We start from the raw sequence: 20,549 nt of genomic DNA on the forward strand, positions 1-20,549 counted from the left end.
CGCGGCATAATGGCCGCGATTTTTTTCATTGATTGTTTTGACGATAACGTTTGCGTTTAAAAAATAGTTCAGTACAATCCGCTGCCAATACAATTTATTGCGCTGTATATCTCTGGAAGTCTGGTCCAGAAGTCTCTACCACATGACCGAATCATGTGACTACAGTCCAAACCCATTCTGATGCCTTAGCATCGACTGGGCGCCAGTGATACCCGTCAATAAATTCCCGATTTCATTTGATTTCAATAGGGCAAGACTATGACGTCGCTATCTCACACGGAGCGCCTCAACCACCATCCGCTGCTTGAGCGTATCTTTCAAATTTCTGCACGAAATTCTACGGTTCGCACTGAGCTTTATGCCGGTTTTGTGACCTTTTTGGCCATGTGTTACATCCTCGCAGTCAACCCAGCGATTTTGGGTAGTATTGATGGCGTGGATAAAGAAGCTGTATTTACCGCCACAGCGTTGGCCTCGGCTTTTGCTACTTTGCTGATGGGCTTTTGTGGCAACTATCCGGTGATGCTTGCACCGGGCATGAGTATGAACGGTTTCTTCAAAGGTCTGTTGGCATCGGGCTCAGTGGCATTGCTGTGGCACGAAGCGCTGTTGGGCATCTTCTTCTCTGGCATCATCTTTGTGATCTTCTCGTTGACCAAGATTCGCCGCACCATGATTGAGGCGATTCCAGAAGATTTGAAATTGGGGATCACGGTTTCTTTGGGCCTATTTATCACCTTCTTGGGTCTGAAAAATGCCGGCATCATCGTCGCCAAACCGATCGTGATGGTGGGCTTGGGTGATATCAGTCAGCCGCAAGTGGCCATCGCCTTTTTAAGTTTGTTTGTGGCGCTGGGCTGTATGGTGCGCAAATTTAAGTTAGCGACCTTTATTGCCTTTATGACCTCCATTTTATTGTCGCTTGGCTACGATATGGCCTTTGGTACAGAGCTGGTGCGATTGCCAGAGCAGATTGTCAAAATGCCACCTGATATGACGCCGACTTTTGGTGCCATCTTTAACTTTGATAGCCTCACTGCCAGTAAGATGTTTGATCTTTTCTTTGTGGTGATTTTGTTCTTTATCATCGACTTCTTTGATGGCTTATCGACCATTGTTGGTGTGGGTCGTGATGCGGGCATTATCAATGAAGATGGTAAGGTGCCAAATGCGCGTGCCGCACTGCTTGCGGATGCCGGTGGTACCGTGGTTGGCGCGGTGATGGGGACCACTTCGGTGACCTCATTCTCTGAGTCAGGTATCGCTTCAGCACAGGGCGCAAAAACGGGTCTCGCGGCAGTTGTTGTCGGCTTGATGTTCCTTTGCGCACTATTTTTCTCGCCGATTTTTGCTATGTTCTCTACCGCCATTGTGGCACCAGCGATGATTGTGGTGGGTCTTTATATGATCGGTCGCCTAGGTCAAATTCATTGGGATCGTGTTGAATCACGCATTGCAGTTTTCTTCACCATGGTCTTCACCGTGCTGAGCTTCTCACCGGCGAACGGCATGGCGATTGGCTTTGTCAGTTATGCATTTGCGATGTTGATTGGCGGTAAAGGTCGTGAAGTTCATCCTGTGATTTACGGTCTTTCAGCGCTATTTATCGCTTATCTTGTATTGCTCTAAGCGACTGTTGAAAGATAAAAAACGCAGCCATTGGCTGCGTTTTTTGTTGCTGCATATTATTTTTAGCGCGAGTTGGATTAACCGCGCGCGGCAGCCTTCGCGAGTAATGCTTGCTTATCGCTGTCGCTTAAAAAGGCCATGGCTAAGCCATTTTTCTGCAGCGTCGCAATGGCGTCATCGCTGAGTAGCAGGGCATCACGAGCGAGCTGGTATTCATGCATTAGCTCAATGCCTTCCACTGCGGGATCGTCGGTGTTGAGGCTGACGGGGATGCCATGTTTCAAAAATAGCGGTAGTGGGTGCTCGCTTAAATGCGCCACGGTGCTAGTTTGAAGATTTGAAGTTAGGCAAGACTCAATGCCAATTTGGTGCTGCGCTAGATAATCCATTAAGGCTGGATCTTGCACCGCACGCACGCCGTGACCAATACGGCTAGCGCCCAGTTGGCGAATAGCTTGCCACATGCTGTTGGCACCCGCCGCTTCACCCGCATGCACGGTAATGTTTAGACCGGCATCGCGCACCTTATCAAAGTGCTCAATAAAGCGATCGCCCGGCTGACCAAGTTCATCGCCGGCCAAGTCTACGGCTACCATATGCTCGCGATGCTGCAAAATGGCATTGAGCTCTTGCATGCAAGCCTCTTGACCAAAGGTGCGGCTGAGAATGCCGATTAAGTTGGCGTGCATATCAAAGTCTTTACAGCCTTGACGTACACCATCAACAACCGCTTCGACAACGCCTGCAATGGGGAGCTGGTGGCGCATCGCCATATAGTAGGGAGAAAAACGTAATTCAGCGTAATCAATGCCTGCATTTTTTGCATCTTCGACGTTTTCATAGGCAACGCGGCGACAGGCGTCGAGATCGCCGAGTACGGCGACGCCCCAGTCTAATTTTTGCAAAAAATCGACCAAACTTGGGCTGGTGCCTTGAATCTGTACATGGGGCAGCAAAGCGTCAAGTTGCGTCGCTGGAAGTTCGATATTGAATGCTTGGCCAAGCTCAAGAATGGTTTGTGGTCGAATGTTTCCGTCAAGGTGACGGTGCAAATCGGTCACGGGGAGGTTTTTTATTATCATCATGGGCTCCTTTTCCTCCCCCAGTATATGCATTTTTCCTCGCAGTCGCCTAGTCTAACGCCGACTCTTCCTCTGTTTGATTACTCTCAAAGAGTCGATTTTGCTGCAGCACACACTGTGCGACCAGTATTTGCGGCCAGTTGGTGAAAGGCGCGGGTTTGGCATAGAAGAAGCCCTGAATGCTTTGGCAGCCCAATTCACGCAAGATATCACGCTGCTCTGCGGTTTCTACGCCTTCAGCTACGAGCTGGCATTGGAAGCCTTGGCTCATATTGATCACCGCGTTGACGATGGTTTGGTGCGCTTTGTCTTGGCCTAATTGCGAAATAAAGGAGCGGTCAATCTTCAAGCAGCTAAAGGGGAGCTGGTTAAGATAGGCCAGCGAGGAGTAGCCGGTACCAAAGTCATCAATCGCCAAGCCAATGCCCAATTCACGAATTTGGTGTAGCACCTGCATGCTTTCCAAATCTTGTGTCATTAAGCGAGATTCGGTGATCTCTAGGGTGAGGTTTTTCGCTGGTAAACCACTGCGCTGCAAAATGGCTTGTAGCTGGCTGATGAAATCCTTTTGTCCGAGCTGGGTAACACAAAGGTTTACATGCAGATTAAAGTCATCTCGCCAGCCCTCTTGGCTGATCTTTTTCGCCACTTGGCGACAGGCATCTTCTAAAATCCAGTAGCCCAAATCGATGATCATTCCCGAGCTTTCAGCCAGAGGAATAAATTGTGCCGGCGAGACTAAGCCGCGGCGTGGGCAATGCCAACGTACCAACGCCTCTGCACCCGTGACGGTTTCATCCTGAGCATTCACCACAGGTTGGAAAAAGACGGAAAATTCATTGCGACGCAGTGCTTGGCGCATATCGCTGAGCATGCGCGTTTCATCCACGGTTTTTTGCGACAGCCCCGCATGGTAGCGCTCAATCCCCGCAGATTGTGGCTGTTTGGCTGTGGTGAGCGCTAGCCCCGCTTTATTGAGCCAATCTGGCACATCAGACTGATCGGTTTGTTCGGTTTGATAGATGCCAAAGCGTGCGGTGATCAAAATCTCTTCTTGCTGATCAAGGACAAATGGTGTGTTAAACAGCTGCACTAAGCTTTGAATCACCCCTTCACTGGGTAGGTTGAGTGCATCATCAAATAGGCAGATGGCAAACTCATCACCACCGACACGAGCCAGCTCACTGGCCGCCGGAAGATTTTGTTGTAGGCGCTGTTGCATCTCAAGCAACAGCTGATCGCCAATAAGGTGACCCAAGCTGTCTTTGATCGTGCGAAAAGAGTTGAGGCCAATGAGCACCAAGGTCACCTGACCGCGATAGGGATTGCGCTGTACATGTTCAATCAAGCCTTCACGGGTGGGAAGCCCGGTAAGATGGTCAAACAGTAACTGCTGACGTAGCTGGTTAAAGGAGTGGTGCAGTTTTTGGCTCATCTCATTAAAGGCGTTCACCAGCATATTGGTTTCGCGAATCTGGCTGGGTTGCTGGAGCTCTTGCTTCCACACGCCGCGAGCCAAGGAGCGAGCAGCATAACTGACTTTAATGATCGGATCGGTAATCCGGCTGACAATGACTAAACCAATAATCAAACCCGCGATGGCAATCAGTGCGCCACTGACCAGCGTGGTGCTGAGCATATCTGGAATCTGTTGTAGCAGGTCGTCCGTTGAGAAAATGGTGATAATTTTCCAGTTCAGCCCATAGCGCGCACCAAAATCAAACACATTGCCATAGTAGCGCACACCATCAATGGTGAATTGGAAGTGATCGGTAAAGTAACGATCATCTTGGTTAGCAACAAATTGGGCACTGGTTTGAATAATGGGATTCTTACTAGCCTGCGCATAGATGCGGCGGCGAGGCAGATTTTCATTGTGTTGGTGGGTGGTAATACTACCTGACATCGACTGAGCAATGAGTTTGCCGTGATCATCCATAATGTAAAGCAGGCCACCCAGCTCGCGCTGTTGTTCGCGTAGCTTTTGGTTAAATTGTTCCAGCTGAATATCGCTGGCGGTGACCCCAACTAGTTTGTCATTGAGGTAAATGGGGGTCGATGTGGTGATGGTGATGTCTTCATGCTCATCGACATTAAAGTAGATGGAAGACCAAGTGGATTTGCCCAGCTCTTTGGCCACAAGATACCAAGGGCGCTGACGTGGGTCATATCGATTGATACTAAAGCGCTGTGGATCGCTAGATTCAATGCCTTGATAACCGATTAAGTTAAAGCCACTGCGACGGTCTTTGAGTAGCAGTGTCAGTTGCTCATCGTTTTCCTTACGAAAGCCAACATAATTGCCCTGCGCATCACCAAAACCCATGGCACTCATTTGCGGTAAATGGACAAATAGTTTGCGATAGGCCTGTAGTAAATAGGACTGAATGTCTTCTAAATCGTTAGCGGGGTGAAGTTCGATAATATGACGAATACTATCGGCCATCACGCGGTTGGCTTGGAAGGGTGCATCTAAAAATGCATCCAGTTTGGTCTCTGTATTTTTGACCGTAACCTTGAGCATCTTTTGGCTAATTTCAGTGGCGAGTTGCTGGTGACCAACGTGTTCGATATAGGTCAAAATGGCAATAATCAATGCCATTAATAGCGCAACTGGAAAAACAATCGCCTGTTTTAATGAAATACCACGATGCGTCATGGAATTACCGTTAATGATGATTCTGATGATGAGTAAACACGAATATTCGCGTCATGAATGCGACTGAGATCACAAGCAGCTGCTCAATTTTACATCAAAATTCTTCTTTGTTAACTGATATTTAGCTCTTTAAGCTTGCGTGTGAGGGTGTTCCGTCCCCAGCCCAATAATTGCGCGGCCTGCTGTTTATGACCGTGGCAAAATTGTAAGGCTTGCTCAATCAGTACACGTTCAAATTGAGGTTGTAACGCACTTAATACCTGAGTGTGTCCTGCACTAAATTGCGTTTGTAACCATTGCTCAAGTGCCTGCTGCCAATTCTCTGAAGCATTGGAAATAACGGCAGGCGTCAGTACATCTTTAGGCAGATCATCAGGCAAGATTTCTTGGCTACTGGCCATCACTGTTAGCCAGCGGCAGCAGTTCTCTAACTGGCGAACATTGCCGGGCCATGTCAGGGTTTGCATCAATTTAGCGGTACTTGCATGCAAGGTTTTGGCATCCACACCTAGCTCAATGGCGGCAGATTTTAAAAAGTGCTTGGCCAGCTGCGGAATATCTTGCTGACGTTCACGCAGTGCGGGCAGCTGAATGCGAATGACATTGAGACGATGGAATAGATCTTCACGAAAATCCCCTTCAGCCACTCGCTGTTCTAAATTTTGGTGGGTCGCGGCGATAATACGCACATCGACCTGAACGGGGGCATGGCCACCGACACGATAAAATTGGCCATCAGCAAGGACGCGCAATAAACGGGTCTGCACATCCAGCGGCATATCGCCAATCTCATCGAGAAATAGTGTGCCGCCATTGGCTTGCTCAAAACGTCCTTGGCGAACACTGTTTGCACCGGTAAATGCGCCTTTTTCGTGGCCAAAGAGCTCAGATTCAATTAAATCCTTGGGAATCGCTGCCATATTCAAAGCAATAAAGGCTTGGTCACTGCGTGGGCTGTGTTGATGGAGTGCTTGGGCAACGAGCTCTTTCCCTGTGCCCGATTGACCGTTGATCAGCACTGAAATGGAGGAGCGTGATAAACGGCCAATGGCGCGAAACACTTCCTGCATTGCTGGCGCTTCGCCAATCATCCCACTTTGATTATTTTTTACGTCTTGTTGCCCTTGCGGCAGTTGCTCTTGGCGATGTTTCAACGCGCGCTCAATTAAATTTAAGGCTTCATCAATATCAAAGGGTTTGGGTAAATACTCAAAAGCGCCCTGCTGATAGGCACTGACCGCGGCGTCTAAATCCGAGTGTGCGGTCATCATGATCACCGGGACATCGGGATGGCTTTGCTGCAACTGTTTGAGCAGCGTTAAACCATCAATCTCTGGCATGCGAATATCTGAGACGATCACATCGGGCTGCTGTTGCTTGAGCGCGTTCAGTAATGCGGGGGCACGCTCAAAACTGCGGCAACCTAAGCCTGCGCTGGTGATGGTTTTTTCCAGTACCCAACGAATGGCACTGTCATCATCCACAATCCAAATATTTCCGGTCAGCATGAGTGATTCCTTATGGTTTGATGATTCTGATTGATGATTTAGGTCGATGCGTTAGTTTGATGATTCAGTGAGTGGCAAAAAAATCGAAAAACAGGTCTCACCCGGCGTGCTGGTGACTGTGATTTTGCCATGGTGCTGGTCAATGAGGTTATTGGCGATGGATAATCCTAAGCCGGTGCCATCAGCGCGGCCACTGACCATGGGATAAAACAGGGTATCCTGAATTTGTGCCGGAATGCCAGGGCCATTATCAATGATGTCGATTTGCGCCACTAGCTTGTGCTGTTGCCCATGCAATACGCAGTGATAAGCGGTACGCGTGCGAAGGGTGATTTGGCTATTGGGCTGCTCACCCAGTGCAATCGCTGCGTTGCTGGCAATATTGAGCAGCACTTGCTCAATTTGATGGGGATCCATGGCGATGTCAGGCAGGCTGGGGTCGTAATCGCGAGTTAATTCAATGTGTGGCGATTGCAGCTGAATCAGCTGGCGAACTTGCTCCAACACCAAGTGAATATTGGTGGCGATAAAGCGGCTTGGGCGCTGGGGGCCAAGTAGACGGTCAACCAAGTCGCGTAGGCGATCGGCCTGACTCATAATGATTTGGGTGTACTCTTTGAGATCGGGCGTCGGTAGTGTTTTTTCAAGCAGTTGCGCCGCGCCGCGTAGTCCGCCCAAGGGATTTTTAATCTCATGGGCAAGGCCGCGAACGAGCTCCTTTGCCGCTTGTTGCTGCGCACTTTGCATTGCTTCATGACTGAGTTTGCGTTGCTGATCCACAGGTCGTAGCTCCAACAGCAAATAGCGCTGCTGGGCTTCAGCAAAGGCGGTGACGGTAATATCAAGCAATAGCCATTGTCCTGCCAGTTTTAAGCTGACTTCATTACAGGTAAAGCTGTGTAGATGGTCAATGGTTTGTCGAAGGTGACTGGGCGTGAGTTCTGGATGGTGAAGCAATTGTTCAATGGGTTGCTGACATAGACGTCGACCGCTGAGTCCAAAAAGCTGTTCAGCGCTGGCATTGACTTTCAGCACCGTGAGTTGGGCATTGAGCAGTAACATACCGCTGCGTTGGTGATGAAATATTTGCTGATAGGGATCCAACATTCAAACCTTCCTGGTTATTGCACCAAAATGGTGCAAATTCAGTGTAGCGGTTTGTGCATCAATTGCCTAGTGATTCGCTTCACAACAAAAAGGCGGCTTACGCCGCCCTGTGGGAATTAGTTTGCTTTTTTCTTACGCGCAATGGGGCGGTGCACAAACACTTTGATGGTTTGAGAGGTTGCAATAACTTTGCCATCTTTGAGTAGTTGTACCGCAATCAGGTGTTCACCGCGCGGCAGATTGCTGACTAGCCAGCTGGTACTCTCTTGTGGGCTCATGCGCGCACGGCCATCGACCATCAACTGTAGGCTTTGATTTTTACCAAGTTCACCGCCTTTGAGGCGGACGCTGACGGGCACATTGCCCATATTGTTACGAATGGTTTCTTCATTGGTGGGCGCTTTAATGCTGACCCCTGATGCCATTTTTTTCGCAGCAGGTTTGTTCTCAGCGGTGGACTCTGAATCCGCTTTTGCTGTTTGGCTGGCTTTTTGCTCAGCGGGCACATAATCGCTAGATGGCGGTGGCGGGGAGAGCTCCATCACTTTTGCGCCTCGGCGCGGTTTATCACCAAAATGAGTGACGCCGTTTTCATCAACCCAAGTGTAAATAGTTTGGGCTGCAACATAGCAAGGCAGTAGGCAAAGCAACAAGATAATGCGCTTCATGAATGTGTTCTCCAGAGTCCGCGAGTTAGCAGAATAAGGCGGCAGTGCACATAAAAAAAGCCCACGAAATCGTGGGCTTAGCGATTATGCGATACAGTTCAAACTTTGATTAAACAGAGTAATAAAGTTCGAATTCAAGTGGGTGCGTGGTCATATTGACACGCTCAACGTCAGCCGCTTTTAGCTTGATGTATGAATCGATAAAGTCATCAGAGAATACGCCACCTGCAGTCAAGAAGCTGCGGTCTGCATCCAATGATGCCAAGGCATCTTTCAGTGACTCAGAAACTGTTGGGATTTCTGCTGCTTCTTCTGCTGGTAGATCGTAAAGATCTTTATCCATCGCTTCGCCTGGGTGGATCTTGTTGGCGATACCGTCAAGGCCAGCCATCAACATTGCAGCAAATGCCAAGTATGGGTTGGCTGCTGGATCTGGGAAGCGAACTTCGATACGGCGTGCTTTGGCGCTTTGTACCACTGGAATACGGATTGAAGCAGAGCGGTTACGTGCAGAGTAAGCAAGCATTACTGGCGCTTCAAACCCTGGAACCAAACGCTTGTAAGAGTTGGTTGCTGGGTTAGTAAATGCGTTTAGTGCGCGGGCGTGCTTGATGATACCGCCGATGTAGTAAAGCGCTGTTTCAGAAAGACCGCCGTACTTATCACCTGCAAATAGGTTGACGCCGTCTTTAGCAAGAGATTGGTGCACGTGCATGCCTGAACCGTTATCGCCAACCAAAGGTTTTGGCATAAAGGTCGCGGTTTTACCAAAGGCGTGGGCAACGTTATGAACCACGTATTTGTAGATTTGGATTTCATCTGCTTTGGTGGTCAAGGTGTTGAAACGGGTAGCGATTTCGTTTTGACCCGCAGTCGCCACTTCGTGGTGGTGCGCTTCAACAACAAGGCCCATCTCTTCCATGATCAAACACATGGCGCTACGGATATCTTGTGATGAATCCACTGGTGCAACAGGGAAGTAACCGCCTTTCACGCCAGGACGGTGGCCTTTGTTACCTTCTTCGTAATCACGACCAGTGTTCCATGCCGCTTCTACATCATCAATTTTGTAGAAAGAGCCAGAGATGTCGGTGTTGAATTTAACATCATCAAAAAGGAAGAATTCTGGCTCAGGACCAACCAATACGGTGTCTGCAACGCCAGTGGCACGCATATATTCTTCTGCGCGTTTAGCGATTGAGCGTGGGTCACGGTCATAGCCTTGAAGGGTTGCTGGCTCAAGAATGTCACAGCGGATGTTCAGGGTTGATTCTTCAGTGAATGGATCCAGTACCGCAGAGTCGAGGTCTGGCATCATCACCATGTCTGATTCGTTAATCCCTTTCCAGCCAGCGACTGAGGAACCATCAAACATTTTACCTTCTTCAAAGAAGTCGTTGTCTACTTGGTGTGATGGGATTGAGATGTGTTGCTCTTTACCACGCGTATCGGTGAAGCGTAGGTCAACAAATTTCACTTGATGCTCTTCAATGAGTGCAAGTACGTTTTCGACTGACATGAGAAAAACCTCCGGTGTTAAATTCTGCAATCCTGAGCGGATGGCTCAAGTTGGTAGACTATAAGCGAGAAGCGTGCCAACTTTTTAAATGCCCTATTTTTGCGACTTTCTCAGAAATAACACCCTGAGTTCGCATCAGATTTGCACCAAATTGGTGCAAGCTCGGATCATTTCAGTGCATTAGCAAACGTTTCCCTCGTTGCGTGCTTATTTCGCGCTCAATTTAGAATAAAGTCAATGATTTGCTTGGCTGTGGCCGGTGAACGCCCGATATTACGGTGTATCAGAGGTGAGCCTGAGTGAAAAATAGTCGGAATTTACGGCTTCGAAAAATTCATTTGGGTGATAGTGCTCACATAATAGGTGGGAATTGGTCAAAAATCTGGTAAATTATTGGCCGATTTAATTGTGTGGCGGCTGTCCTAGGCGCTGCAGTGACCCTGAGTAAGAAACCCATGTCTACGCCTCAAATTGAGAAACTAAGAAATATCGCGATCATCGCGCACGTTGACCACGGTAAAACCACCCTGGTTGATAAACTGCTTCAGCAATCAGGCACGCTAGAATCACGCGGTGAACTTGAAGAGCGAGTCATGGACTCGAACGACATTGAAAAAGAGCGTGGTATTACCATTCTGGCGAAAAACACCGCCATTAACTGGAACGACTACCGCATCAATATCGTAGATACTCCAGGGCACGCCGACTTCGGTGGTGAAGTTGAACGTATTATGTCAATGGTTGACTGCGTATTGTTGATCGTTGATGCCGTTGATGGCCCAATGCCACAAACTCGCTTCGTAACGCAAAAAGCATTTGCCCACGGTTTGAAACCAATCGTTGTGATCAACAAGATTGACCGTCCTGGCGCACGTCCTGATTGGGTTATGGACCAAGTGTTCGACCTATTCGACAACCTAGGTGCAACTGATGAACAGTTGGACTTCAAAGTGGTTTACGCATCTGCACTAAACGGTTGGGCAACCCTAGAAGAAGGCGCAACTGGCGAGAACATGGAACCACTATTCCAAACTATCGTTGATGTTGTATCGCCACCACAAGTTGACCTTGATGGTCCACTACAGATGCAAATCTCTCAGCTAGATTACAGCTCTTACGTGGGTGTTATCGGTGTGGGTCGTGTGACTCGCGGTACCGTGAAACCAAACCAACAAGTCACTGTTGTTGGTGCTGATGGTAAGACGCGTAACGGTAAAGTGGGCTCAGTATTGGGTTACCTTGGTCTTGAGCGTCATGACGTTGAGCTTGCAACTGCAGGTGACATCATTGCGATCACTGGTTTGGGTGAGCTTAAAATTTCTGACACCATCTGTGACCAAGGCCAAGTTGAAGCACTACCAGCGCTGTCTGTAGATGAGCCAACTGTAACCATGACCTTCCAGGTGAACACTTCACCATTCGCAGGTAAAGAAGGTAAGTTCGTAACTTCACGTAACATCCTTGAGCGTCTGCAAAAAGAATTGGTACACAACGTGGCACTTCGCGTTGAAGAAACTGATAACCCAGACCGTTTCCGCGTATCAGGCCGTGGTGAGCTTCACCTTTCAATCCTGATCGAAAACATGCGTCGTGAAGGCTTTGAACTTGCCGTTTCTCGTCCAGAAGTAATCATCAAAGAAGAAAATGGCGAGAAGATGGAACCGTTTGAAGTGGTTACCATCGACGTGATGGAAGAGCACCAAGGCGGGATCATGGAGAACATCGGTCTACGTAAGGGTGAGCTAAAAGACATGGCACCAGACGGTAAAGGCCGTGTGCGTATGGACTTTATGATGCCTTCACGTGGTTTGATCGGTTTCCAAACTGAATTCATGACCCTAACTTCAGGCTCTGGTCTTCTTTACCATACATTTGATCACTACGGTCCACACAAAGGTGGCGTGATCGGTGTTCGTAACAACGGCGTATTGATTTCAAACGCAACTGGTAAAGCACTGACTTACGCACTGTTTAACCTTCAAGAGCGTGGTCGTCTATTTACTGAGCATGCGGACGAAGTATATGAAGGCCAAATCATCGGTATTCATAACCGTTCAAACGACCTGACTGTAAACTGTCTGAAAGGTAAGCAACTTACCAACGTTCGTGCATCAGGTACTGATGAAGCGCAAGTACTAACGCCTGCGTTGAAATATACCCTTGAGCAAGCGCTTGAGTTCATTGATGACGATGAATTGGTAGAAGTAACACCTGTGAGCATTCGTATTCGTAAGAAATACCTTACTGAAAACGATCGTAAACGCGCAGCTCGTAACGCTTAATTATTCAGCAACGACTTGCATCAAAGCCTCCTTTTTGGGAGGCTTTTTGTTTTTAAGCGCAGCATTTATTTTGCGCACAAGGATTTAGATAAAGAAGGGAGTGAGCGATGTCTGCAGTGATTATTAGCGGTGGACCGGGTGCGGGAAAAACAACCTTGATTAATGCCCTTGCACAGCGCGGATTTCGTTATGGTGATGAAGTGTCTCGCCGTTTAATCGAAGAACAGCAACTGCGTGTTGATGGCATTTTGCCTTGGACCGATCTACCGGCCTTTGCTGCGCTGTGTCTCACGGAGATGCAAACACAAAAAGAGCAAGCACTCACCGACGCGCAATGGCACTTTCTTGATCGCGCCATTGGCGATATTTGTGCCTATTTAACTGTGGGTGGCGAGGGGATTCCTGCGCACTACAGCCAAGCAGCACAAGGCTATTATGGTGTGGTGTTTGTCTGTCCGCCACAGGCGCAAATTTATCAGCAAGATGCGGTTCGTCCACATCCCTTTGATGAAGCGCAACATATTCACCAGCAGTTGGTGCATACTTACCAACAATTGGATTATCAAGTGGTCACCGTGCCATGGCTGCCTATCGAGCAGCGCGCGCAGTGGGTTCTGGATTATCTGCAACAGGAACAGACTGGGAGCGAGCGTGAGCTATCTGTCTAATATGCACAAGGGTCTCAATAAGATGGGGCATGTTGTCGGCGCTGGATTTCAGCGGGTGATGCCTTTTTTCTATAATCTCAATGGATTTGGCCATCACCTGTGGGCGCGCGCAGTGCATGATCGGATGACAGTGACCGCGGGTTATCTGGCCTATGTCACCTTGCTCTCTTTGGTGCCCATGGTCACGGTGACCTTTTCGGCGCTTGCTCGTTTTCCTGAATTTGCGGACACCGGCGTAAAGCTGCAGCAGTTTGTGATTAATAACTTCGTGCCGACTGCGGGCGATACACTGCAAACCTATCTCAACGAGTTTGTTGCCAATGCGGGACGCATGACCACCATAGGTTTGGGCGCGCTATTTGTGATCGCAATTATGCTGATCTCCAATATCGACAGCAGCCTCAACTACATTTGGCGAGTCAAACAAAAGCGCCGTTTGGTGGTGTCTTTTTCAGTGTATTGGATGGTGCTTACTTTAGGCCCGTTGATGATGGGTGCCAGTTTAGCGGTGAGCTCCTACGTGCTGTCGCTCAGTATTCTTCATGATAGTGAGACCTTACACTCCATCTGGCCAACATTATTACGCTTTTTCCCTGTGATGGTTTCGAGCTTGGCGATTTGGGGCTTGTATATGATCGTGCCCAATACTCAGGTGAAAATTCGCCACGCTGCTGTGGGCGCTTTGATTGCCGCGCTGCTGTTTGAAGCGACCAAGAAGATTTTTGCCCTGTATCTGACTCATTTTCCATCCTACCAAGTGATTTATGGCGCCTTGGCAATTGTGCCCATTCTCTTTGTTTGGGTGTATTTGTGTTGGATTTTGGTGCTGCTTGGCGCTGAAATTACCGTCAGTTTGGCAGAGGGCGAGCAGTGGCGATATGACCGCCGCCAAGGTCCCATGGCACTTCGATTTGGTGCGCAAGCCAGAGCGGTTTCGTCAGCGACCAACCATGCCAATAGCGACGTGGTGGTAGGTCCAAAAACAGGACAAACAAAAGAGATAGACTCCTAGACGCTGCGGCGTGATTTGATAAGGATAGATATGATTGCTTTGATTCAGCGCGTGAGCGAAGCTGCGGTACGTGTCGATGGCCAAGTGGTGGGCGAGATTGGTGCAGGACTTTTGGTACTGCTTGGTGTTGCTGCTGATGATGATCAGGCGAAAGTGGAAAAACTCTGTCACAAGGTGCTGGGGTATCGCATTTTTTCCGATGAAAATGACAAGATGAACCTCAATGTTCAGCAAGCCGGTGGTGAGGTGCTGGTGGTATCGCAATTTACACTGGTGGCAGATACCCAAAAAGGGATGCGGCCGAGCTTTTCTTCAGGAGCTCATCCAGATAAAGCCAACGCACTCTATGAAGCCTTTGTTGCTTGTTGTCAAAGCAAAGGCGTCAACACCCAAACCGGTCAGTTTGCGGCAGATATGAAGGTTAGCTTGGTTAATGATGGTCCAGTGACCTTCTGGCTGGAAGTTTAACGTCCCTTATTTTGTTGCCACTGCAGATCGCTGATGCGATAAAGGCAGTGGCGACAAAGTGGATGATCCACCGGCAATTTAGGGTGGTCAAAATCAGACTCACAGTTCTTCATGCCTAAGCGAGTCATCAGCTGCCTTGATGGTGCGTTACAAAGCGCGGTAAAGGCATATACCTCCGCTAATTTAAGGCGTTCAAAGGCAAAAGTTAAAATGGCTTGCGCCGCTTCTTGCGCATAGCCTTGATGCCAAAATTCCTGAGCTAAACGCCAACCAATCTCCACTAAGGGACCATTGGGAAAGCTGCTATTTTGTCGGTGCAGTCCGGCAAGCCCCATAAAGGCACCATCGCTTTGTCGCTCTAGCGCCCAAAATCCCCAGCCATTTTCCTCAATGAGCTGCTGCATTTTATCGACCATGGCATGGCTTTGCTCAAGGCTGAGATGATTAGGGAAATAGCGCATCACCGCAGGGTCTTGGCTCATTTGCGCAAAGGGCTGGCGATCCTCTTCACGCCAAGGACGAATGATCACGCGAGGTGTGGTTAGCACAACGCCTGTCATTACTGGCACCTTTCATCGGTTTTGAGTTCGCTTTGGCCTTGAGACCACTGGCGACTTAAACGATGACAGTCGTAGTCCACCTGTAAGGTGAGGTTTTGCTGTTTAGGATGAGCAAAACGCCAGTTGCCCTTGAGCATCACTTGCATCTGTTGGCCTTGTAGTTGTGTCGCGGGCAATTTGAGCTCACCGCGATCAATACTAAATTCTCCCTTGGCATCATCCAAAGTCACGCTCTTGCTGAGTTTTTCCAGCGGCCAGCTTTGTCGCCATTGCCACTGCGTATCACTGAGCTGTTGCCACAGCGTTTTTTCACTCATGCGATCCAGTCTGAGATCGCGAAACTCATAGCGAATATCGCCGCTTAGGGTGTGATTGAGCGCGGTGCGATCAGCGGCTAATCCACTGAGGTTGAGGGTGAGGTCGTGATCGCCGAGAATTGGCAGCGGCCATTGGAACCAACGCTGGTAGAGATTCGCTGGAATGCCATCAGCTTTAATACTGAGTTGCCAAGGTTTGCTGATTTGCGCTAAGTCCATTTGCATTGTTGCCTGCATCAAACCATGACTAAACAGGGTGTTGAGCGCCATCTGCCACTGCCCTTTTTCAGTCGACATAATCAGCTCTGGGGTGCGCAAATCCACTTGGTTAAAGCTGGCTTGGGTGGCGGAGAGTTGCAGCTCACCATGCCATAATCCATATTGTCCATCACGCTTGAGAATCAGCTGCTTACCTGCACCATTGAGTGCGCTGAGCTGCATCGGCCAATCTTCATCGGGGTCGATATAGTGACTGTAGTGCACCGCTAGCTCATCAATCGCTAGATTGTCTAGGGTGGCAATATAGGCTTGCAACGCATGGCGAACCGGACCTGTACTAATCCATTTAATGCTGTTGATATCGAGTTTATGAATTTTCGCTTGCTGCGGGGATATTTCCCCTTCGAGACAAATATAGCCATCGAGCATTTTTAATGAGGCGCCATCGATATACCAGCGATTCGGCTGAATGCGCAGCTCCAGCAGTGGATTTTGAATTTGCCAGTGATCCCAAATGAGATCGCTGGCCTGCAATGAAACAATGGCATCTTTTTGCTGCCAGCGACCTTTACGGGTATCAAAGCGGTGCACCGCAATGTTGAGCTCTTCAACGCTGTGATTTTCCTCCGCGACACTCATGCCCATGATATCTAGACGCTCCACCAGCAGGTGATAGCCTGCTTGGCCATAGTGTTCAAATTGCTGCTTGAGCTGTCTGAGCGGCTGCCAATTTTGTAAACGCAGATCGCTGATGGTCATACCCGTGACGCGAATGGTGCGATCGCTTTCATCAACTCTGATATCGCCACGTAGCTGGGCACCAAGAAAATCCGCTGAAATACCGCTAAAGGTCCATTGCTTACCCTGCTTATGGCCTGAGAAGAGAATCTGATCGAGCTGGCTTTGATGCCAAGTGAGTTGCTTGGCTGAAAACTGAAACTCACCATCAAAATGCCATAAATCGTCATTGCTCGGTGTCCAGTTGTCGAGTTGCAATTTGCCATCGACAAAGGCGATATCCCCTTGGCTATAATGAAAGTGATGAATGGCGAGTCGCTTGGCGACAAAGGTTTTGGATAACAGTTGGTCGGGCTGCCAATGTTTGAAATTGGGCGCGGCGATTAAAATGGTATCAAAGTGCCAATGGCCGCGAAGAATTTCAAAAGGGGTGAGCCAAAGCTGTACACGCTCGGCGCTGAGGCTTTGCGTTTGTTTCTGCTGATCGGTGAGGGTGACTTGGCTGAGGGTGATTTCCCAAGGGGATTCAATGTGGTAATCAATATCAGCGACTTCAAGGGCGTAAGGGGTGGTTTTCTCAACCAGCCACTGAACCATGGGGACGGCATATTGTGTGTGTAGCACAGCCAATGCACTACCAAATGCAACCATGATGACAATTACAAGAGATAACAAGAGTTTAATAAGGCGCAGCATGGGTCCCTCCTCGCAGCATTTAGCCTCGCCCATTTATTTTGGCGGTGCAAGTGATTTGCATGGAATTTGGGGGCAAGTTGGTTTGTGGCGGTGAGAGAAATGAAAAAAGCCCTCAAAAGAGGGCTTTGGGTGATAAATGTGACCAATTAGTCCACTTGTGGGCCTGCGGCCACCAAGGAAGCACCTTCACTATTATCTGTGTATTTTTCAAAGTTCTTGATGAAGCGCTCACCCAAGTCTTTGGCTTTACTTTCCCATTGAAGTGGGTCGGTATAGGTTTCACGAGGATCAAGAATATTGGTATCTACACCAGGCAATACTTTTGGAATCTCCAAGTTAAAGATTGGGAGTTTCTGGGTTGGTGCATTTTCGATTTCGCCATTGAGGATCGCATCGATAATGCCGCGTGTATCTTGAATTGAGATACGTTTGCCAGTGCCATTCCAGCCAGTGTTCACGAGATAAGCCTCGGCGCCCACAGCTTCCATACGTTTCACCAAGACTTCGGCATACTTGGTTGGGTGTAGTGTGAGGAATGCTGCGCCAAAACAAGCTGAGAAGGTTGGTGTTGGCTCTGTGATGCCACGCTCAGTACCTGCCAATTTAGCGGTAAAGCCAGAGAGGAAGTGGTACTTGGTTTGCTCTGCGGTGAGTTTTGCCACCGGAGGAAGCACGCCAAAGGCATCAGCCGATAGGAAGATCACCTTGCTCGCATGGCCGCCTTTTGAGACAGGCTTAACGATGTTGTCGATATGATAGATTGGGTAAGACACACGGGTGTTTTCAGTCTTAGAACCATCATCAAAGTCGATGGAGCCATCATTACGCACAGTGACGTTTTCTAGCAATGCATCGCGACGAATTGCGTTGTAGATATCTGGCTCAGCTTCTTTTGACAACTTGATGGTCTTGGCATAACAGCCGCCTTCAAAGTTGAATACGCCGTTGTCATCCCAGCCGTGCTCGTCATCACCAATCAGCGCGCGTTTTGGATCTGTGGATAGGGTGGTTTTACCGGTACCAGAAAGACCGAAGAAGATTGCAACATCGCCATCTTGGCCCATGTTGGCACTACAGTGCATAGATGCCACACCTTTTAGCGGTAAGAAGTAGTTCATCATCGCGAACATACCTTTCTTCATCTCGCCGCCGTACCAAGTACCGCCAATGAGCTGCATCTTCTCAGTGAGGTTGAACACAGTGAAGTTCTCTGAGTTCATATTGTGCTCTTGCCATTTCGCGTTGGTGCATTTCGCACCATTCATCACCACGAAATCAGGCTCAAAGCTGGCTAATTCTTCTGCTGTTGGACGAATAAACATGTTCTTCACAAAGTGCGCTTGCCACGCAACTTCGGTGATCACACGAATACAGAGACGGGTGTCAACGTTGGTACCACAGTAACCATCGATAACAAAAAGACGCTTGCCGGAAAGTTGGCCAGTGACCAAGGTTTTCAGATCTTTCCAAGTGTCTGGCGTGATGGGTTTATTATCGTTTTTCACCGCACCAGTCCACCACATATGTTCGCGGCTGGTATCGTCCATCACGATAAATTTATCTTTGGGGGATCGGCCCGTGAATTCGCCGGTATCAACTGCAACCGCGCCAAGCTCCGTGACCACGCCTCGCTCATAACCTTCTAGGTCTGGGCGAGTTTCCTCTTCAAATAACAATTCGTATGAAGGGTTGCGTACTACCTCAGTGATATTGGTAATGCCGTATTGCGACAAATCGATATCACATGCAACCTTATTATTTACGTCTGTTACGTTCATAGGTGCTCCTGTAGGTAAGATGTCATTTTTATGTTTTTCTAAATCCATGCTAGCAGTCGGGTTTTAGCAATTCAGGGATTTTCATCAAAAATTGACCATAAATATGCTAACGTGCTGTTAAATGTGTTGAAGTGTCGTTGATGTCGCGTTTTTTGGGTGTGAAATGTGTGATGTGTTGAGCATTGTCTATAATAAGATGCAAGCTAAAACTGGTATGACCAATCAATGTGATCCATGGGTGTAGTAAAAGAAAAATTACGCTTTGGCGATATTTTAAACAAAAAAAGAGCGCTTCAAGCGCTCTTTTTGATCGGTTTAATTTTTTCAGTCTTTGACTGAGTCAGCGAATTAATGCTGTTGGCTGTCGCCTTTCATCGCATTTTCAAACAATGCAGCAACGTCCACATTGTCGAAATCATATTGTGCGCCGCAGTAATCACAGTTCATCACCACGGAACCTTGCTCACTGATTACCAGCTCAATCTCTTCACGGCCAACGTTGAGGATCGCGCCTTCGCAACGCTCACGTGAACAGCCACATTCAAAGCTGACTGGTTGTGGTTCAAAGAGTTTTACTTCTTCTTGGTGATAGAGGCGGTATAGCACTTCTTCCGCGTCAAGACTAAAGAGCTCTTCTGCTTTTACGGTTTCAGTCAGCGTTGCCAAATGCTCAAAATCAGCAGCGGCGTTTTCATTGGTATCTGGTAGCGCTTGCAGCAACATACCCGCAGCGTGCTGCGCATCGGTACGCATCACCAGTTTGGTTGCAAGTTGCTCTGATTGTGCAAAGTAGTTTTCCAAACATGCTGCAAGGGTGTCACCTTCCAAGGCAACAATCCCTTGGTAGCGTTCGCCTTTATTTGGGGTAATGGTGATCACCATATGGCCATTGCCCACCAAATCTTGAATGCGATTGCTGTTTGGCACTTCATCTGCATGGCGAGCAACACCACGTAGTTTTTGCTCGTGGTCGCCGTTGATCACGGCCAAGGATACTGGGCCATCGCCTTGAATTTGAACCGCGATTGAGCCTTCAAATTTCAAGGTTGCCGTGAGCAAGCTGGTCGCCACCAACAGTTCACCCAATAGGGTTTGAACTGGCGCTGGATACTGTTTGTTTTCTTGCATCTTGGCAAAGGTTTCATTGAGTTGTACCAATTCGCCACGAACTGAGAGTGATTCAAACAGGTAGCGGTACAAATTGTCTTTAGCCATGGGTTACTCCGGCATCAATCACGTGAAAGGTTATCTTTAAGTTTCATAATATCGCGGCGCTGTTTTTTATCAGGGCGGCGATCCGGCGCAGGTGCGTGTTGTGCATTGAGTTTGCGCAACTCAGCATTTTCTGCTCTTTTCTTTATGCTTTGTACAGTTTCTTGGTAAAGTGCCTGCGCTTCTGGCGCGCCGCGACGTTGGTCGCTAATGGCAACGATGGCGACGATTTTTTGATCGTGGCCTTGGCGAATGGTGAGTTCAGCGCCAATTTCGACGACTTTGCTCGGTTTGCTGCGTTGACCATTGTAGTGCACTTTACCGCCATCGATCATCTGTCTAGCGATGGAACGGGTCTTATAAAAGCGTGCTGCCCATAACCATTTATCTAAACGAACTTGAGCAGTCATTGTATTTGCCTTATGTG

The 20,549-nt window shown here is 48.6% G+C and carries 16 protein-coding genes and 1 riboswitch; of the genes, 5 read left to right on the forward strand and 11 right to left on the reverse strand.

The annotated features are described in order from the left end of the window. Positions 1-82: 82 nt before the first annotated feature. Positions 83-182, forward strand: a riboswitch (purine riboswitch). Positions 183-258: 76 nt separating this feature from the next. Continuing rightward, positions 259-1,629: an NCS2 family permease gene (locus tag L9P36_RS00665; RefSeq protein ID WP_237464139.1), complete on the forward strand. Its 1,371-nt coding sequence runs from the start codon at positions 259-261 to the stop codon at positions 1,627-1,629. Positions 1,630-1,706: 77 nt separating this feature from the next. Here L9P36_RS00665 and add read toward each other — a convergent pair whose 3' ends face one another. The 6 genes from add to glnA form a co-directional block, all read right to left on the reverse strand. Then, positions 1,707-2,711 carry an adenosine deaminase gene (add, locus tag L9P36_RS00670; RefSeq protein ID WP_237464141.1) on the reverse strand — a complete coding sequence of 335 codons (1,005 nt, stop codon included), beginning with the start codon at positions 2,709-2,711 and terminating at the stop codon, positions 1,707-1,709. A gap of 49 nt (positions 2,712-2,760) precedes the next feature. After that, positions 2,761-5,370, reverse strand: coding sequence for a bifunctional diguanylate cyclase/phosphodiesterase (locus L9P36_RS00675; protein WP_237464144.1), 2,610 nt, complete (start codon positions 5,368-5,370; stop codon positions 2,761-2,763). Positions 5,371-5,480: 110 nt separating this feature from the next. Next, positions 5,481-6,878, reverse strand: a complete 1,398-nt coding sequence (glnG, locus tag L9P36_RS00680; RefSeq protein WP_237464146.1) for a nitrogen regulation protein NR(I) — start codon at positions 6,876-6,878, stop codon at positions 5,481-5,483. Positions 6,879-6,929: 51 nt separating this feature from the next. Continuing rightward, the gene (gene glnL / locus L9P36_RS00685) at positions 6,930-7,985 is read right to left on the reverse strand and encodes a nitrogen regulation protein NR(II) (RefSeq protein ID WP_237464148.1); all 1,056 of its coding nucleotides are present in this window, start codon (positions 7,983-7,985) and stop codon (positions 6,930-6,932) included. Positions 7,986-8,101: 116 nt separating this feature from the next. Then, positions 8,102-8,653, reverse strand: coding sequence for a DUF4124 domain-containing protein (locus tag L9P36_RS00690; protein WP_237464149.1), 552 nt, complete (start codon positions 8,651-8,653; stop codon positions 8,102-8,104). Between the two features lie 109 nt (positions 8,654-8,762). Beyond that, on the reverse strand, positions 8,763-10,172 hold the full coding sequence (gene glnA / locus L9P36_RS00695; RefSeq protein WP_237464151.1) for a glutamate--ammonia ligase: 1,410 nt from the start codon (positions 10,170-10,172) through the stop codon (positions 8,763-8,765). 455 nt (positions 10,173-10,627) lie between these two features. Here glnA and typA point away from each other — a divergent pair, with 455 nt between their 5' ends. From typA to dtd, 4 genes are all read left to right on the forward strand, one after another. Further along, the gene (gene typA / locus L9P36_RS00700) at positions 10,628-12,454 is read left to right on the forward strand and encodes a translational GTPase TypA (RefSeq protein ID WP_237464153.1); all 1,827 of its coding nucleotides are present in this window, start codon (positions 10,628-10,630) and stop codon (positions 12,452-12,454) included. 107 nt (positions 12,455-12,561) lie between these two features. Then, positions 12,562-13,122 carry an AAA family ATPase gene (locus L9P36_RS00705; RefSeq protein WP_237464155.1) on the forward strand — a complete coding sequence of 187 codons (561 nt, stop codon included), beginning with the start codon at positions 12,562-12,564 and terminating at the stop codon, positions 13,120-13,122. Between the two features lie 58 nt (positions 13,123-13,180). Further along, positions 13,181-14,134 (forward strand): virulence factor BrkB family protein, encoded by a 954-nt coding sequence (locus L9P36_RS00710; RefSeq protein ID WP_237467811.1) that lies wholly within the window; start codon positions 13,181-13,183, stop codon positions 14,132-14,134. 30 nt (positions 14,135-14,164) lie between these two features. Then, entirely contained in the window at positions 14,165-14,602 is a 438-nt protein-coding gene (gene dtd / locus L9P36_RS00715; protein ID WP_237464157.1) for a D-aminoacyl-tRNA deacylase, read from the forward strand. Here the strand turns inward: dtd and L9P36_RS00720 are convergent. The 5 genes from L9P36_RS00720 to hslR all read right to left on the reverse strand — a co-directional run bounded on the left by L9P36_RS00720 (position 14,599) and on the right by hslR (position 20,532). Continuing rightward, positions 14,599-15,162 (reverse strand): GNAT family N-acetyltransferase, encoded by a 564-nt coding sequence (locus L9P36_RS00720; RefSeq protein ID WP_237464158.1) that lies wholly within the window; start codon positions 15,160-15,162, stop codon positions 14,599-14,601. The two genes, dtd and L9P36_RS00720, sit on opposite strands and share 4 nt — an antisense overlap. Then, entirely contained in the window at positions 15,162-17,132 is a 1,971-nt protein-coding gene (locus L9P36_RS00725) for an AsmA family protein (protein ID WP_237464160.1), read from the reverse strand. Before L9P36_RS00725 ends, L9P36_RS00720 begins: the two co-directional genes overlap by 1 nt. Before the next feature lie 146 nt (positions 17,133-17,278). After that, on the reverse strand, positions 17,279-18,910 hold the full coding sequence (gene pckA, locus L9P36_RS00730) for a phosphoenolpyruvate carboxykinase (ATP) (RefSeq protein ID WP_237464161.1): 1,632 nt from the start codon (positions 18,908-18,910) through the stop codon (positions 17,279-17,281). A gap of 348 nt (positions 18,911-19,258) precedes the next feature. Then, complete coding sequence (hslO, locus tag L9P36_RS00735) at positions 19,259-20,125, reverse strand: Hsp33 family molecular chaperone HslO (protein WP_237464163.1); 867 nt, start codon at positions 20,123-20,125, stop codon at positions 19,259-19,261. Positions 20,126-20,139: 14 nt separating this feature from the next. Next, positions 20,140-20,532, reverse strand: a complete 393-nt coding sequence (hslR, locus tag L9P36_RS00740) for a ribosome-associated heat shock protein Hsp15 (RefSeq protein WP_237464165.1) — start codon at positions 20,530-20,532, stop codon at positions 20,140-20,142. Positions 20,533-20,549 lie beyond the last annotated feature (17 nt).

Source organism: Vibrio stylophorae (genome assembly GCF_921293875.1).
In the GTDB taxonomy this organism is placed as follows: domain Bacteria; phylum Pseudomonadota; class Gammaproteobacteria; order Enterobacterales; family Vibrionaceae; genus Vibrio_A; species Vibrio_A stylophorae.

Excerpts from the sequence above, each read along its gene's own strand:
- L9P36_RS00665 (WP_237464139.1), top strand. The coding sequence starts at position 259 with ATGACGTCGCTATCTCACACGGAGCGCCTCAACCACCATCCGCTGCTT.
- add (WP_237464141.1), bottom strand. The coding sequence starts at position 2,711 with ATGATAATAAAAAACCTCCCCGTGACCGATTTGCACCGTCACCTTGAC.
- L9P36_RS00675 (WP_237464144.1), bottom strand. The coding sequence starts at position 5,370 with ATGACGCATCGTGGTATTTCATTAAAACAGGCGATTGTTTTTCCAGTT.
- glnG (WP_237464146.1), bottom strand. The coding sequence starts at position 6,878 with ATGCTGACCGGAAATATTTGGATTGTGGATGATGACAGTGCCATTCGT.
- glnL (WP_237464148.1), bottom strand. The coding sequence starts at position 7,985 with ATGTTGGATCCCTATCAGCAAATATTTCATCACCAACGCAGCGGTATG.
- L9P36_RS00690 (WP_237464149.1), bottom strand. The coding sequence starts at position 8,653 with ATGAAGCGCATTATCTTGTTGCTTTGCCTACTGCCTTGCTATGTTGCA.
- glnA (WP_237464151.1), bottom strand. The coding sequence starts at position 10,172 with ATGTCAGTCGAAAACGTACTTGCACTCATTGAAGAGCATCAAGTGAAA.
- typA (WP_237464153.1), top strand. The coding sequence starts at position 10,628 with ATGTCTACGCCTCAAATTGAGAAACTAAGAAATATCGCGATCATCGCG.
- L9P36_RS00705 (WP_237464155.1), top strand. The coding sequence starts at position 12,562 with ATGTCTGCAGTGATTATTAGCGGTGGACCGGGTGCGGGAAAAACAACC.
- L9P36_RS00710 (WP_237467811.1), top strand. The coding sequence starts at position 13,181 with ATGCCTTTTTTCTATAATCTCAATGGATTTGGCCATCACCTGTGGGCG.
- dtd (WP_237464157.1), top strand. The coding sequence starts at position 14,165 with ATGATTGCTTTGATTCAGCGCGTGAGCGAAGCTGCGGTACGTGTCGAT.
- L9P36_RS00720 (WP_237464158.1), bottom strand. The coding sequence starts at position 15,162 with ATGACAGGCGTTGTGCTAACCACACCTCGCGTGATCATTCGTCCTTGG.
- L9P36_RS00725 (WP_237464160.1), bottom strand. The coding sequence starts at position 17,132 with ATGCTGCGCCTTATTAAACTCTTGTTATCTCTTGTAATTGTCATCATG.
- pckA (WP_237464161.1), bottom strand. The coding sequence starts at position 18,910 with ATGAACGTAACAGACGTAAATAATAAGGTTGCATGTGATATCGATTTG.
- hslO (WP_237464163.1), bottom strand. The coding sequence starts at position 20,125 with ATGGCTAAAGACAATTTGTACCGCTACCTGTTTGAATCACTCTCAGTT.
- hslR (WP_237464165.1), bottom strand. The coding sequence starts at position 20,532 with ATGACTGCTCAAGTTCGTTTAGATAAATGGTTATGGGCAGCACGCTTT.